We start from the raw sequence: 14,110 nt of genomic DNA, 5'->3' as shown, positions 1-14,110 counted from the left end.
CGGCAGGCTCCCTAATTCTCCGGAATTATCAATTCAAGACACACGATGCATCCCAATTACTCCTTATCCGACTTTGACTTCGACCTGCCGCCGGAACTGATTGCGCAAACCCCGCTGCCGCAGCGCAGTGCTTCGCGCCTGCTGCACGTCGATGGCGACACGCTGATCGACCGCAGGTTTGCCGATATTACCGATCAATTCACCGCTGGCGATCTGCTGGTGTTCAATGACACCCGGGTGCTGAAAGCGCGTTTCTTCGGGGTGAAAGCCACCGGTGGAAAAGTCGAAGTATTAATCGAGCGCGTGGTGGATAGCCGCGCCGTCCATGCGCAAATCCGCGCCTCCAAGTCGCCGGCAATCGGCAGCACCATCCGCCTGGCCGATGCTTTCGACGTCACGGTCGGCGTGCGGGTCGGCGAGTTCTATACGTTGAACTTTCCGTCCGACGTGTTCGAACTGATCGAGGCGCACGGCCGGCTGCCATTGCCGCCGTATATCGAGCACACCGCCGATGCTTTCGACGAAACCCGTTACCAGACCGTGTATGCGAAAGAACTCGGCGCGGTCGCGGCGCCGACTGCGGGCCTGCATTTCGATCAGGACTTGCTCGATAAGTTGCGCGCCAAGGGCGTGCAGTTCGCGTTCGTGACGCTGCACGTCGGCGCCGGCACTTTTCAGCCGGTGCGCACTGAAAATCTGGCCGAACATCAGATGCACAGCGAGTGGTACACGCTGTCGCAAGCCACGGTGGATGCGGTGCAGGCCGCCCAAGCCTCCGGGCGCGACGTGGTGGCGGTCGGTACCACCAGCCTGCGCGCGCTGGAGTCGGCCTCGCAATCCGGCACGCTTGTCGCCGGCAGCGCCGATACTGCGCTATTCATCACGCCCGGCTATCGGTTTAAAACGGTGACGCGCCTGATCACCAATTTCCACCTGCCGAAATCGACCTTGCTGATGCTGGTGTCGGCCTTTGCCGGCTATGCCACTATCCGCAGCGCTTATTCCCACGCGATCACCCAGCGCTACCGTTTTTTCAGCTACGGCGATGCGATGCTTTTAACTACAAAAAACCATGCTTGATTTTAAACTCCTTAAAACCGACGACAGCGGTCAAACTTCGGCCCGCCGCGGCCGCCTGACGCTGAACCACGGCGTGATCGAAACGCCGATTTTTATGCCAGTCGGCACTTACGGTTCGGTCAAGGCAATGTCGCCGCTGGAGCTCAAGGAGATCGACGCCCAGATCATCCTCGGCAATACCTTTCACTTGTGGCTGCGCCCCGGCGTCGAGGTGCTGAAAAAATTTGGCGGCCTGCATCGCTTCATGGGATGGGACAAGCCGATCCTGACCGATTCCGGCGGATTTCAAGTGTTTTCGCTGGGTGCGATGCGCAAGATCACCGAGGAAGGAGTGCATTTTTCATCACCAATTAATGGCGATAAATTGTTCCTGTCGCCGGAAGTCTCGATGCAGATCCAGCGCGCACTCAATTCCGACATCGTGATGCAGTTCGACGAATGCACGCCGTATGAAATCGATGGCCGTCCGGCCACACTCGACGAGGCGGCCCAATCGATGCGCATGTCGTTGCGCTGGGCTAAACGTTCCAAGGATGAATTTGTCGGCGGTGAAAACCCGAATGCGCTGTTCGGCATCGTGCAAGGCGGCATGTTCGAACATTTGCGCGACGAATCGCTGGCCGGTCTGGAAGACATCGGTTTTCCCGGCATTGCCATCGGCGGGTTGTCGGTGGGCGAGCCGAAAGAAGAAATGATGCGCATGCTGGCGCACATCGGACCAAGGCTGCCGGCCGACAAACCGCATTATTTGATGGGAGTCGGCACGCCGGAAGATTTGGTAGCTGGCGTAGCCAACGGCATCGACATGTTCGACTGCGTGATGCCGACCCGGAATGCGCGCAACGGCTGGCTGTTCACCCGTTTTGGCGACATCAAGATCAAGAATGCGCGCTACAAGGACGACGAGCAGCCGCTCGACGAAACCTGCGATTGCTACACCTGCCGCAATTTTTCACGCGCTTATCTGCACCATTTGCACCGCACCGGCGAAATTCTGGGCGCGCGCTTGAATACCATCCATAACCTGCACTATTACTTGCAGCTGATGCGTGAAATGCGCTCGGCCATCGACGCGCAACAATTTTCGGTTTTTGTGCTGCGCTTCCGCACGGAGCGCTCGCGCGGAATCTGATCATTGCAATTGCAGCTACAAAAATAAAAAGCCCGGAGTTGACAGTTTATGAAAACTGGCAACTCCGGGCTTTTTATTTAGCGGTCGTGCGTTATTGCTTATTACAGAGCAGGCGCTGGAGCAGGAGTTGATTTTTTCGTTGCTGCATGCTTCATTTTCTTGGTATGGCTGGCTTTTTTCATGTGGCTGGATTTTTTCGCAGCGGCTTTAGCTGGCACGGCTGGAGTAGCGGCCGGTGCACTTGCAGCAGCAGGAGTTGCAGGAGCAGCAGGAGTTGCTGCAAAAGCTGTACCCATTGCGAAAGTAGCGGCTACTAAAGTTGCGATAAGTTTGTTCATGCTAAAGTCCTTTTGGTTGGGTCCGTAGACAATCGCTACGTAGTGCAGATAACGCAGCGCTTCTGAGTCCGGTTGACAACGAATACAAATAATTTTCAAGCGGAACTGTTGTGTCGCAGCACACCCCAAATTAATAACTCATGTTACGCACGCCATAATTGGGGAAAGTATGGGCAATGTCCAATCTCAGATAACAAATATTGGCACAGTATGTGCAAATAAATAGCATTTCACGCATATTTTCATTGCGACTTTAAAAATACTGTTGCCTGTATGAATTTCTGGCCAGTGCCATGTCGAATGCTGGCGCTGGTTTGCCCTGCCGTCATAGGGCCGCGTGTCAGGAAACCCATGCCTGAATGCTAAAATGCCTGCCTGTTTATAACAACCAACTGGAGTACGCCTTGTTTATTTCTAATGCATTTGCACAATCAGGCCCACTGGAATCTTTGGGTTTGGGTAGCAACCTGACTAGTTTTCTGCCGATCATCCTGATGTTTGCGGTGATGTATTTTCTGATGATCCGTCCGCAGATGAAACGTCAAAAAGAGCAGAAGGCCATGATGGCAGCCATCGCCAAGGGCGACGAGGTGATCACCAGCGGCGGCATGCTGGGTCGCGTGACCAAAGTGACTGATGTCTATGTGACACTGGAAATCGCCAATGGCACCGAAATCGTGATCCAAAAAGCGGCCATCGCCACTTTGCTGCCAAAGGGCACGATCAAATCGATTTGATGCTGTGTGTGCCGGTTCGCGCGCGCTGTGCGGAGTTCCGGCCATCCAAGTCACCCAGGCCATTTCTGCCCGGCGGCCAACCCTGAACATTGAATCAATATGAATCGTTATCCACTCTGGAAGTATCTCGTTATCGCCTTTGCGCTGCTGCTGGGCGTGTTGTATACGCTGCCGAATTTCTTTGGCGAATCGCCCGCAGTGCAAATCAGTAGCGCCAAAGCCACCATCAAGGTCGATACCGGCTTGGTGACGCAGGTAGAACAGATTTTGAAAACCAATGACATGGCCACTGGCGGCGTGTTCTTTGATGCGGTTGGCAATCAGGGTTCGGTGCGGGCCCGCTTTGCCAATCCCGATGCCCAGTTCAAGGCCAAGGCATTGCTGGAGAAAGCACTCAACACCGACCCGGTGGACCCGGTGTATACCGTCGCCTTCAACCTGTTGCCGAATACGCCAGGCTGGTTGCAAAGCCTCCATGCGCTGCCGATGTACCTCGGCCTCGATTTGCGCGGCGGCGTGCATTTCCTGATGGAAGTCGATACCAAGGCGGTCCTTAACAAGCGTCTGCAAGGACTGCAAGCCAGTGTTCGCAGCATTTTGCGCGATAAAAACATCCGTCATAACGGTCTTTCCCGCAGCGCCGATACGCTCGAACTGCTGTTCCGCGATCAGCCCACCCTGGCTAAAGCGCAGGCAGAGCTGGCGTCGCAACTCAGTGAGCTGACGTTCAATGTGAGCGGCAGCGGCAGCGAACTCAAGCTGGTGCTGCGCATGAAGCCGGAAGCCCTGACGAAAACCGTGGATGACGGTGTGCAGCAGAACATCACGACCCTGTCCAAGCGCGTCAACGAACTCGGCGTGGCCGAGCCGATCATCCAGCGCCAGGGCGCCAGCCGGATCGTGGTGCAATTGCCGGGCGTGCAGGATGTCTCGCGCGCCAAGGACATCATCGGCCGCACCGCGACCCTGGAAGTTCGCCTGGTCGACGAAACAGTTACCCGCGGCACTGAAGAAAGCGCCGCGATTCCGTTTGGCTCCGAGCTGTTCAAGGTCGGCAAGGGCGCGCCGGTGGTGTTGTACAAGGAGCCGATCATTACCGGCGACTATATTGCCAGCGCCACTGCCAGCTTCGATCAAAACAACCGGCCATCGGTCAGCATCGATCTCAACGGCGACGGCGGGCGCCGCATGCGCGACGCCACCCGCGGCAAGATCGGTAAATTGATGGCGATCGTGCTGTTTGAGAAAAATCGCGGCGAAGTGCTGACGGTAGCTACCATCCAGGATGAACTCGGGTCGCGCTTTCAGATCACCGGCGAAGGTTCATCCCAGGCATCCAGCGACCTGGCCCTGCTGCTGCGCGCCGGTTCGCTGGCGGCGCCGATGGAAATCATCGAGGAGCGCACCATCGGCCCGCAGCTCGGCGCTGAAAACATCAAGAAGGGTTTTGATTCGACCATGTACGGTTTTCTGGTAGTGGCCGCTTTCATGACGGTGTATTACATGCTGTTTGGTCTGTTCAGCGTGTTCGCGCTGTCGACCAATCTGCTGTTGCTGGTGGCGATTCTGTCGATGCTGCAGGCGACCTTGACCTTGCCGGGAATTGCCGCGATTGCGCTCACGCTCGGTATGGCAATCGACGCCAACGTGCTGATCAACGAACGGATTCGGGAAGAGCTGCGGGCCGGACACTCGCCGCAAGTGGCGATAGCAATGGGCTTCGATCGGGCCTGGGCCACCATTCTGGACTCCAATGTGACCACTCTGATTGCCGGTCTGGCGTTGTTGATCTTCGGTTCCGGCGCGATTCGCGGCTTCGCGGTGGTGCATTGCATCGGCATCGTGACCTCGATTTTCTCTTCGGTGTTCGTCTCGCGTGGTTTGGCCAATCTGTGGTACGGCCGCAAGAAAAAACTGACCAGTCTGTCGATTGGGACGGTCTGGAAGCCGGAACATTAAACGGTTCTGTGCTTACGTCAGTTTAGCCAGTTTTAATCAAGCATCTCGCGGTGGTCTGGCCGGGCCAGAGCACCGCATTGAAAGGATCGATGATGGAATTATTCCGCATCAAAAAAGATATTCCGTTTATGCGCCACGCATTGGTACTCAATGTGATCTCGGCAGTCACGTTTGCGCTGGCGGTGTTTTTCCTGGTGAGCAAAGGCTTGCATCTATCGATTGAATTTACCGGTGGAACCGTGATGGAAGTGGCCTATTCCAAAGCGGCCGATATCGATGGCATCCGCAAATCGGTGGTAGCGCTGGGCTACACCGATAACCAGGTGCAGAGCTTCGGCACCGCGCAGGATGTGATGATCCGCCTGCCGCTCAAGAGCGGCGTGACGGCAGCCGAGCAAAACGACAAGGTGATGACGGCGCTGAAGGCAAAAGATGCCGATGTGGCGCTCAGGCGCGCCGAATTCGTCGGGCCGCAGGTGGGGCAGGAGCTCGCGCATGACGGCCTGATGGCGCTGACGATGGTGATCCTCGGCATCATGATTTATCTGGCGCTACGCTTCGAATGGAAGTTTGCGGTGGCAGCGATTGTCGCCAATTTGCATGACGTGATCATTATCATGGGTTTTTTCGCATTCTTTCAGTGGGAATTTTCACTCTCAGTGCTGGCTGGCGTGCTGGCGGTGCTGGGCTATTCGGTCAATGAATCGGTGGTTATCTTCGATCGTATCCGCGAAATGTTCCGCAAGCACCGCAAGATGGCTGTGCCGCAAGTCATCGATCACGCGATCACCAGCACTATTTCGCGTACCGTCATCACGCACGGCTCGACCCAGATCATGGTGCTGTCGATGCTGCTGTTCGGCGGCCCGGCGCTGCATTACTTCGCAGTGGCGCTGACCATCGGCATTCTGTTCGGGATTTATTCTTCGGTGTTCGTCGCCGCTGCCATCGCAATGTGGCTTGGCATCAAGCGCGAAGATCTGGTCAAACCGGTCAAGGATAAAGTGGAAAGCGATGGCGCAGTAGTGTAAGCATCCAGCGCTATTGCCAAGCCAGTCGCCAGAAATCTGTCGACTGGCTTTTTTTATCGGTGCGCTGCGGCTGCGGCGGAAATGAAAAAACTGGAAATGGGAAACTATTCTTTGTCGGGGTCAATATAGAACTGGTAATTGCTACGCCCCATTTGCTTGGCCAGGTACATAGCATCGTCGGCGCGGCCTATCAGGGTCTCGACATCGGCGCCGTGTTCGGGATAGCGGCTAATCCCGATGCTGGGCGTGACGGTCAAAACATTGCCTTCGACCTGGTACGGTTGCACCAGCGCGCTCAGGATTCTTTTGGCGGCCTCGCACGCGGTCGCCTGCGAGTGCATGTCGGGCAGCACCAGAACGAACTCGTCGCCGCCGATGCGCGCCACGGTATCGATCTCGCGCAGCAGCTCGCGCAGCCGTTTCGCTACTGCCTGTAACAGCAAGTCGCCGACCCGGTGTCCGAGCAAATCGTTGATCGGCTTGAAGCTGTCCAGATCGATAAACATGACAGCCATCTGGTTGCCGCTGCGCTTGGCTACGGCTATAGCTTGCCTGAGCCGGTCTTCCAGCAGGCGGCGGTTGGGCAAATCGGTCAGGGCGTCGTGATCGGCCAGGTGGCGAATCTGTTTTTCAGCTTGCAGGCGTTCCAGTATCTCGGCTTGCAAGCGCTGGTTGGCGGTAGCCAGTTCTGCGGTACGTTCCTGCACCCGCAACTCCAGATTGTCGTGTGCGCGCAGCAGCGCTTCTTGCGCGTTCCTGCGTTCGGTGATGTCTTCGGTGATGTAGATCGAACCCTTGCCGAGATCGTCCGGATCGATCGCCTTGGCCAGCATGCGGCACCAGAACGTGGCGCCGTCGCGCCTTTGCATCAGCAGTTCGGTATCGAGCCGTTGTCCGCTGCCCAGCGTCGCCCTGGCAAGCGTGGATAATGCGTCGAACGCTTGCGGCGTCGGATACAGGATATCGGTAGTTTGCTGGATCAGTTCGTCGCTGGGCCAGCCGAACATTTCGCTAAAGCGCTGGTTGCAGTGCAAAAAGCGGCGTTTGCGGGTGAAGGTGATGGCCAGCGAGACGTTGTCCAGAATCGCCTGATGTTCCAGCAGCAGCAGTCGCGCCGCTGCATCCGCGGCGCGGCGTTCGGTGATGTCTTCAATGAGGTATATCTGGCCCTTGCCAGGATCAGCCGAATCGATCGCATTTACCACCAGATGGCACCAAAACGTGCTGCCGTCGCGTCTTTGCATCAGCAGTTCGGCATCACGCGGTTGCCCGTCACCCAGTGCCGTTGTGGCCAGGCCGGAGCGTTCGGCACCGGCCTCCGATGCAAAGAGCAGACCAGCTGGCTGTCCTGCCAGCTGGTCGTCGGGCCAGCCGAATATGTCGCTCAGGCGCCGGTTGCAGTGCAAAAAATTGCCATCGCGGATAAATGCGATGCCGAGCGAAACATGGTCCAGCAGCGCCTGGTATTCCAGCAGCATCTGGCGCCTTTGCGTTGCGTCAATCGGAGGTGGGTTTTTTAGCATGCTAATGCGCAAAATAGAAACGAATGTTAGGCAGCGTTTGTCGCCAATTTGATGCGGCTCTCCTTCTATTCCTATGTCGCGAGGCGCCACTTCAATATTTGCCAGAATTGCATTGTTCGGTCGGACGCTGCAACACCCGAAAAATTCCATATGGACAATTAATTTGGTTGCACATTCTGACGCATTTTTAGGTTGGCAGCAGCATAAGTTGCTTTGTTTTACTTTTTTGCACTTTTATTGACGGTGCTCAATGCGTCCAGCCGGTTTTTGAGTTTGCCCAGGGCTGCTTCGAGCGCGACGAAATCCGCTTCGGCGTAGCCGGAAAACGGTTGCTTGCAGAACTGTATGTGGGGATCGAACACTTGTTCGAAAGTGCGCTCGCCGGCTGCGGTCAGTTGCACAATGGTGTTGCGGCGGTCTTCCAGGCTGGTGATGCGCCGCACCAGTTGCTTGCATTCCAGCCGATCGACGACGCCGGTCAGAGTGCCCTTGGTTATCAGGGTTTTCTGGCCCAGTTCCTTGAAGGTCATGCCCGGCGTATTGCCAAGGGTGGCGATGATGTCGAATTGCGCCTGAGTGAGACCGGCTTTGCGGATTTCGGGCGCAGACATTTGTTCGAAGCCGTGATAGCACTCGGACAACAGGCGCAGGCTGCGTAAGTAGCGTTCTTTCATATCGCGATTATATCGGCAGCCGGCGTTGTCGAACTTATCGGCCATCATCGTGGCTCAGATCATTTCGGCTCAGATCGGGCTGCGTTCAATGCGCTGGATCAGGCTGATCGAGGTCCCGGTTTGCTGCCATTCGTTGACGAAATTAAAGGGAGTATATCGTTTATATATGCTTTTTACGCATGTTAATAGGCTTATTTAAAAAATACAGATTGTAGTACCATGTGTTTCCAGGCTGCATTAAAAGAATCAAAAAGCGCATTAATAGCGTGCATCTCTGCTGTTCGATTCTCTGCCGCCGGATTTCCCGTCCACTATTTTTAACCTGAACTTGACTATGTTGATACCTCACCACCTGCGCGGCATTCTGGCGCTGCTGCTTGTGACCTGCGTCTGGGGCACGACTTTTCCGGCCATGAAGGATTTATCGGCCGATCTGTCCGCGGTCTGGATCGCGCTGCTGCGCTTCTCGCTGGCGGGTCTGTTGCTGTCGCCCTTTCTGTGGCGGGCCCGGCGGATCGATGTGCTGGCGGGTGCGCTGTTGGGCGCGACCCTGTTTGTCTCCTTCATGCTGCAAACCGAAGGCCTGGCACTGACCAGTTCCAACCGCAATGCCTTCGTCACCGGCCTGAACGTGCTGGTGGTGCCGCTGTTGGGCGTGCTGGCCGGCAAGCTGCCGCCGCGCCACATCGCGCTCGCCATTACGCTGGCGATGGCTGGCATTTCGGCGCTGTGCTGGGATGGCGGAGCCTGGTCGTATGGCGACACGCTGGCGCTGGGCGGCGCAGTCTGCTACGGCATTTACGTCAAGCAGATGGAAATGGCGACTCGCAAGGCCAGTCATCTGATGGCATTGACTGCGGTCCAAATCATTACGGTCGGCATTTTCGCTGCGCTCTGGCTGCTGCTGTGGGAGCTGCCGCACAAATCGGTCGACTGGCTGCAATTGCAGCAGGCGGTGCGCCAGCACGCCCCGAATCTGCTGTACCTCAGCATCGTCGCCACCGCCGCGATACTTTCGCTGCAAGTCTGGGGCCAGCGTCATACCAGCGCCAACGAGGCCGCCGTCACGTATGCGTTCGAGCCGGCCTGCGCGGCCATCGCCGCCTATTTCTGGATAGGTGAAACCATGGGCTGGCGCGGCGTGATCGGCGGCGTGTTGCTGATCGCCGGCATCATAGTCAGCCAGTGGAAGGGCCGCGGCGCGCAGGCGAAAATACCCGAGGCGGTGCCGGTTGCGTCCTGATGTTTTTTCCAGGGAGATGATCAGTCTTGTTAGGGATAGGTCGCTGGTGCGGAGTGCGCACCAGCGACCTTAGGAACGCGCGTGAAATAATTTCTGCCTACAGCGCCTTGCCATATAATGTACAAAATTTTGCACATTTTGCACAATCAAGGAGGCATTCATGGGTATCTCTACAAGCGACATCGTGCCGTTTTCGCAGGCCCGCGCCAACCTCTCCGAACTGGCCGAGCAGGTCAAGGCTGGCGCCGAGAAAATCATTACCAAGAATGGCGAGAGTTACGTCGCGCTGATCGACGCCCGGCGTCTCGACTACTACCACCAGCTTGAGCGTGAACGCATCCATCTGCTGCTGATCGACGAAGCCGGCAAAGGGCTGGACGACATTACCGCCGGTCGTGTGGAAGACGCACGCGATGCCATCCAGCGATTGAAAAATCGCCCCGGTGCGTAACTTTTGCAGCAAGGACATCACGTGCCACAAAAAACCATCGTCAGGCTCGCCGCCAACTTTGAACGCAACCTCGAAAGCATTGCTGCATTCCTGGCAGAAGCCAGCGCACAGCATGCCTACGACGCGCTGCTGGACGCATTGCTCGATACCGTCGTTCCTAACCTTGAGCGATTTCCAGACATGGGGCGGTCGTTCATGGAGCGCCCGGCCAGGTCGGTCGAAGTGCTCACTGCCGTTGCCGCGCTGCGAGCCAAGTTAGGCGATGGAGAGTTGCGCGAGTACCTGTTGTCCGATTACCAGATACTGTACGCACGCTACGATGAGACCGTCACCCTGCTGTCGATCAAACACCATCGGCAGCTCTCGTTTGACTTTGCCGGGCACTGGCCTGCGACGTAACTGCAACAACGCCTAGCTGACAAGATTGCGATTCAAGTCGCTGCAGCAGGCAGCACACAGAAAAACCGTGAAAAATGATTGATTACCAAGAATTAAAACAACTCGAAGATGATCTTTGGGAAGCCGCCGATCAGCTCCGAGCCAACTCCAAGCTCACCGCAACTGAATACTCGATGCCGGTGCTGGGGCTCATCTTCCTGCGTCATGCCACCACGCGCTTCAATGCATTGCTGCCGCAAGTCGAAGCCGCTATTCCGGCTCGCGCCACCGGTGCCGTGCGGGAAGGGCTCATCAAGCTGGGGTTTAGCGGCAAGGCCGCCATCTATTTGCCGGAAAAGAGCCGTTACGATTACCTTGCCAGCTTGCCGCAAAGTGCGACTTTGGGTGTCAATATTCGCGACGCCATGCTTGCGATTGAAGATCAGGTCAGCGACCAGCATGGCAATAAACTGCTGGCGGGCGCCTTGCCTAAAGACTATATTGGTTTTGATCCTGATCTGCTGGCTGAACTGATCAAAATTTTTAATCGCCCGCTGCTCGCCGGGGCCAAGGGCGATGTCTTTGGCCGCATCTACGAATACTTTCTCAACCAATTCGCCATGAGCGGCGCGCAAGAAGGCGGCGAATTCTTTACGCCGCCAAGCTTGGTTCGCATGATCGTCAACGTCATCGAACCCGATCATGGCAAGGTGCTAGACCCGGCCTGCGGTTCTGCCGGCATGTTTGTGCAGACCGGCCACTTTATCGAAGATGCGCGCCATAAAAATACCAACGATGTAGACATCACCTTCTACGGCCAGGAAAAAGCCGACCTCAACAGCAAACTGGCGCGGATGAACTTGGCCGTGCATGGGCTGGAAGGCCAAATCAAGATTGGAAATACCTTCTACGAAGACCAGCATGATTTGCTGGGCAAGTGTGATTTTGTGATGGCTAATCCGCCGTTTAATGTGGATGGCGTGCAGCTCAACAAGATCAAGGGCCATGTGGGCGAAGGCAATCGCTTGCCATTTGGCCTGCCGGGCACGGCTGGCAAGAGCAAAAAGAAAGACGATGGCGAGACGATTTCTAACGCCAATAGCCTGTGGCTACAGTATTTCTACAGTTACCTGAACGATACAGGCCGCGCCGGTTTCGTAATGGCCTCCAGCGCCTCGGACGCAGGGAACAAAGACAAAGAAATCCGCCAAAAGCTAGTGGAAACCGGCCATGTGGACGTGATGATATCCATCGGGAATAAGTTCTTTTATACCCGCAGCCTGCCTTGCACCCTGTGGTTTTTTGATAAGAATAAGACTAAAGAAACTATCGACGATGTATTGATGATCGACGCGCGCAACGTCTACACCGTGGTCTCGGCACGCTCACACATTTTCACCGACGAACAACTCGCCAATCTCACCGCGATTACGTGGCTATATCGTGGCGAGCAAGACAAGTTTACTGATCTGCTCGGTCGTTATCAGAGCGTCGCGGCTAACTGGCTAGATACGTTGCCGACGCGCTTGCGCAGCGATAGCGACACCGTCGCGAAGTTATCAAACGCATTGGTCAAACTGGCTAAAGCCACGCAAGACACTGCAGCCTTGGCAACCGTGCGCGGCAAACTGGCCGAAGAACAGCGCTTGGAAGATGCGGTGCTGGCTGACTTTCGCGCGCAAGTGGCAGAGGCGCAAAGCCAATCGACGGCCTGGAAATCAAGCGTGCAAACCTTGCTAGCGCAAGCCCTCAAGACACGCGCTCAAATCAGCACATCGGTTGACTTCGCTTCCCGGAAAAACCTGCAAGTCCAACTTGAAGCCCTGCAAGCTGTTTTGAAAGCGGCGCTGGACGCGGTGGAAGCGCGCCATAAAGCGTGGCTCAAGCTGTTGGACACAGCCGAAAAACAATGCCGTGCACGGCTGTGGCCTGGATTCGACCCGGAACCCTGCCGCAGTGCCAAGAAAGCCCTGCAAGCGCGCGATGTAAAAAAGCACGAAGCGCTCACCGTGCGCGACTTAAGCCACGAGGCGCTGAAACGCGCACCCTATTTTATCCACCAGGCGCATTGGCTGTTAAGCCGCTTCCCCGAAGGTTTGTATGACGATGTTGGCGGCCTGTGCAAGCTGGTTACGCGCGCAGATATTGCCGCTAACGATTATTCGCTGACACCGGGGCGCTATGTCGGCGTCGCGGTGGGCGGTCCGGACGCAGAAGACGATCAAGCATTCGTGACGCGAATGAAGGAGGTTCACAGCGAGTTGGCCGAGCTGAACGATAGGGCAACGGAACTGGCAAGCAGAATTCAATTGGCTTTTTCGGGACTTATTGAATGAAACTGGAGACGGTTAAGCTAGGTGACGTTGCCGACATGTTGGTTGGTTTTGCATTCAAGAGCCAGCAATTTCTTGGAGCATCCGAAGATGGTGTGAAACTTGTACGAGGCGACAACGTTCAGCAAGGTCACATTCGTTGGGGCGATAAAGCCATGAAGTGGCGCAACGATGCCTATGATGATTTGGCGCGTTACCAACTTCGGGTGGACGACGTGATCTTAGCAATGGATCGCCCCATCGTCGGCGGCGGGCTGAAGCTTGCATGGATCAAGGAACAAGATCTTCCGTGCTTGCTCGTCCAGCGTGTTACTCTAATCCGTGGCATACCGCAAAAAGCCACAACGAACTACCTACGTTACGCCCTTTCTGCATTGTCCTTTGTAGTCCATATCGAACGAATTACGACCGGCGCAAATATTCCACATATCAGCGGCAAAGACATTGCCAGCTTTGAGTTTCAACTACCACCAATTGACGTGCAAGATAGAGTCGTTAAACTATTTTCAGCCTACGACGATCTCATCGAAAACAACCACCGCCGTATCGCATTGCTCGAAGAATCGGCGCGGCTGTTGTATCGCGAATGGTTCGTCAAACTCCGCTTTCCCGGTTATGCGTTAGTGGAGGTGACGGATGGCCTGCCGGATGGTTGGGACCGTAAACCTGTTGACGACTTCACTGTATTGTTAAGTCGTGGGATTACACCAAAATACGACGACTTGGCTAAAGGATTGGTCATCAATCAAAAATGTATTCGTGAAGGGCGTTTGAATTTAGCGCCTGCACGGCACCAATCGAAAGAGGTTAGGGAAGATAAGCTGGTTCAACTGGGCGATATTTTAATCAATTCAACTGGCGCGGGCACGCTTGGTCGTGTTGCCCAGGTGCGAGGAGAAATTGCTGACTGTACTGTCGATACACATGTCACCATTGCGCGCCCAAAATTGGCTAAAACGATGGGATTTTTAGGCGTTGCATTGCTGGAACTGGCACCAGTTTTTGAATCAATGGGCAGAGGCGCAACCAATCAACTAGAACTAGGTCGTGCAGACATTGGTGCTTTGAAATTATTGGCGCCTCCAAATCATCTTCAAGTCGAATTTCATAACTTAGTATGGCCTATCTTCGAACAGGTCAATGCTCTGGTCATGTCCTGTAATTTGCTGGCAGAAGCACGCGACGCCTTACTCCCCAAACTAATGTCCGGCCAACTGGCCGTGTGAACCCA

General features: G+C 55.7%; 13 protein-coding genes. 10 read left to right on the top strand and 3 right to left on the bottom strand.

Going from position 1 to position 14,110, the window contains the following annotated elements:
• Positions 1-45 precede the first annotated feature (45 nt).
• Together queA and tgt are read left to right on the top strand one after the other, a co-directional pair.
• Complete coding sequence (queA, locus tag FKCLFG_RS13920; RefSeq protein WP_472613673.1) at positions 46-1,080, top strand: tRNA preQ1(34) S-adenosylmethionine ribosyltransferase-isomerase QueA; 1,035 nt, start codon at positions 46-48, stop codon at positions 1,078-1,080.
• Positions 1,073-2,212 carry a tRNA guanosine(34) transglycosylase Tgt gene (gene tgt / locus FKCLFG_RS13915; RefSeq protein WP_472613672.1) on the top strand — a complete coding sequence of 380 codons (1,140 nt, stop codon included), beginning with the start codon at positions 1,073-1,075 and terminating at the stop codon, positions 2,210-2,212. The genes queA and tgt overlap by 8 nt, the downstream gene beginning before the upstream one ends.
• A 101-nt stretch (positions 2,213-2,313) precedes the next feature.
• Here tgt and FKCLFG_RS13910 read toward each other — a convergent pair whose 3' ends face one another.
• Positions 2,314-2,550, bottom strand: a complete 237-nt coding sequence (locus FKCLFG_RS13910; RefSeq protein WP_472613671.1) for a hypothetical protein — start codon at positions 2,548-2,550, stop codon at positions 2,314-2,316.
• 359 nt (positions 2,551-2,909) lie between these two features.
• Here FKCLFG_RS13910 and yajC point away from each other — a divergent pair, with 359 nt between their 5' ends.
• The 3 genes from yajC (at position 2,910) to secF (ending at position 6,277) form a co-directional block, all read left to right on the top strand.
• Entirely contained in the window at positions 2,910-3,287 is a 378-nt protein-coding gene (yajC, locus tag FKCLFG_RS13905) for a preprotein translocase subunit YajC (RefSeq protein ID WP_472613670.1), read from the top strand.
• Between the two features lie 99 nt (positions 3,288-3,386).
• Positions 3,387-5,246, top strand: coding sequence for a protein translocase subunit SecD (gene secD / locus FKCLFG_RS13900; protein ID WP_472613669.1), 1,860 nt, complete (start codon positions 3,387-3,389; stop codon positions 5,244-5,246).
• Between the two features lie 92 nt (positions 5,247-5,338).
• Positions 5,339-6,277: a protein translocase subunit SecF gene (gene secF / locus FKCLFG_RS13895; protein ID WP_472613668.1), complete on the top strand. Its 939-nt coding sequence runs from the start codon at positions 5,339-5,341 to the stop codon at positions 6,275-6,277.
• 104 nt (positions 6,278-6,381) lie between these two features.
• Here the strand turns inward: secF and FKCLFG_RS13890 are convergent, their stop codons facing one another.
• The gene (locus FKCLFG_RS13890; RefSeq protein ID WP_472613667.1) at positions 6,382-7,800 is read right to left on the bottom strand and encodes a sensor domain-containing protein; all 1,419 of its coding nucleotides are present in this window, start codon (positions 7,798-7,800) and stop codon (positions 6,382-6,384) included.
• Between the two features lie 218 nt (positions 7,801-8,018).
• Complete coding sequence (locus tag FKCLFG_RS13885; protein ID WP_472613666.1) at positions 8,019-8,474, bottom strand: MarR family winged helix-turn-helix transcriptional regulator; 456 nt, start codon at positions 8,472-8,474, stop codon at positions 8,019-8,021.
• A 334-nt stretch (positions 8,475-8,808) separates the two neighbouring features.
• On the opposite strand from FKCLFG_RS13885, the gene FKCLFG_RS13880 reads away from it, so the two are divergent.
• From FKCLFG_RS13880 to FKCLFG_RS13860, 5 genes are all read left to right on the top strand, one after another.
• Positions 8,809-9,717, top strand: coding sequence for a DMT family transporter (locus FKCLFG_RS13880; RefSeq protein ID WP_472613665.1), 909 nt, complete (start codon positions 8,809-8,811; stop codon positions 9,715-9,717).
• Between the two features lie 160 nt (positions 9,718-9,877).
• Positions 9,878-10,168, top strand: coding sequence for a type II toxin-antitoxin system Phd/YefM family antitoxin (locus FKCLFG_RS13875; protein ID WP_472613664.1), 291 nt, complete (start codon positions 9,878-9,880; stop codon positions 10,166-10,168).
• A gap of 21 nt (positions 10,169-10,189) precedes the next feature.
• Positions 10,190-10,567 (top strand): type II toxin-antitoxin system RelE/ParE family toxin, encoded by a 378-nt coding sequence (locus FKCLFG_RS13870; protein ID WP_472613663.1) that lies wholly within the window; start codon positions 10,190-10,192, stop codon positions 10,565-10,567.
• Positions 10,568-10,641: 74 nt separating this feature from the next.
• On the top strand, positions 10,642-12,882 hold the full coding sequence (locus FKCLFG_RS13865; protein ID WP_472613662.1) for a type I restriction-modification system subunit M: 2,241 nt from the start codon (positions 10,642-10,644) through the stop codon (positions 12,880-12,882).
• The gene (locus FKCLFG_RS13860; protein ID WP_472613661.1) at positions 12,879-14,105 is read left to right on the top strand and encodes a restriction endonuclease subunit S; all 1,227 of its coding nucleotides are present in this window, start codon (positions 12,879-12,881) and stop codon (positions 14,103-14,105) included. Before FKCLFG_RS13865 ends, FKCLFG_RS13860 begins: the two co-directional genes overlap by 4 nt.
• Positions 14,106-14,110: the final 5 nt, after the last annotated feature.

Source organism: Gelidimonas denitrificans, assembly GCF_055694065.1.
The sequence above is the reverse complement of the archived record's forward strand: the minus strand, read 5'-3'. Positions and strand labels throughout refer to the sequence as shown.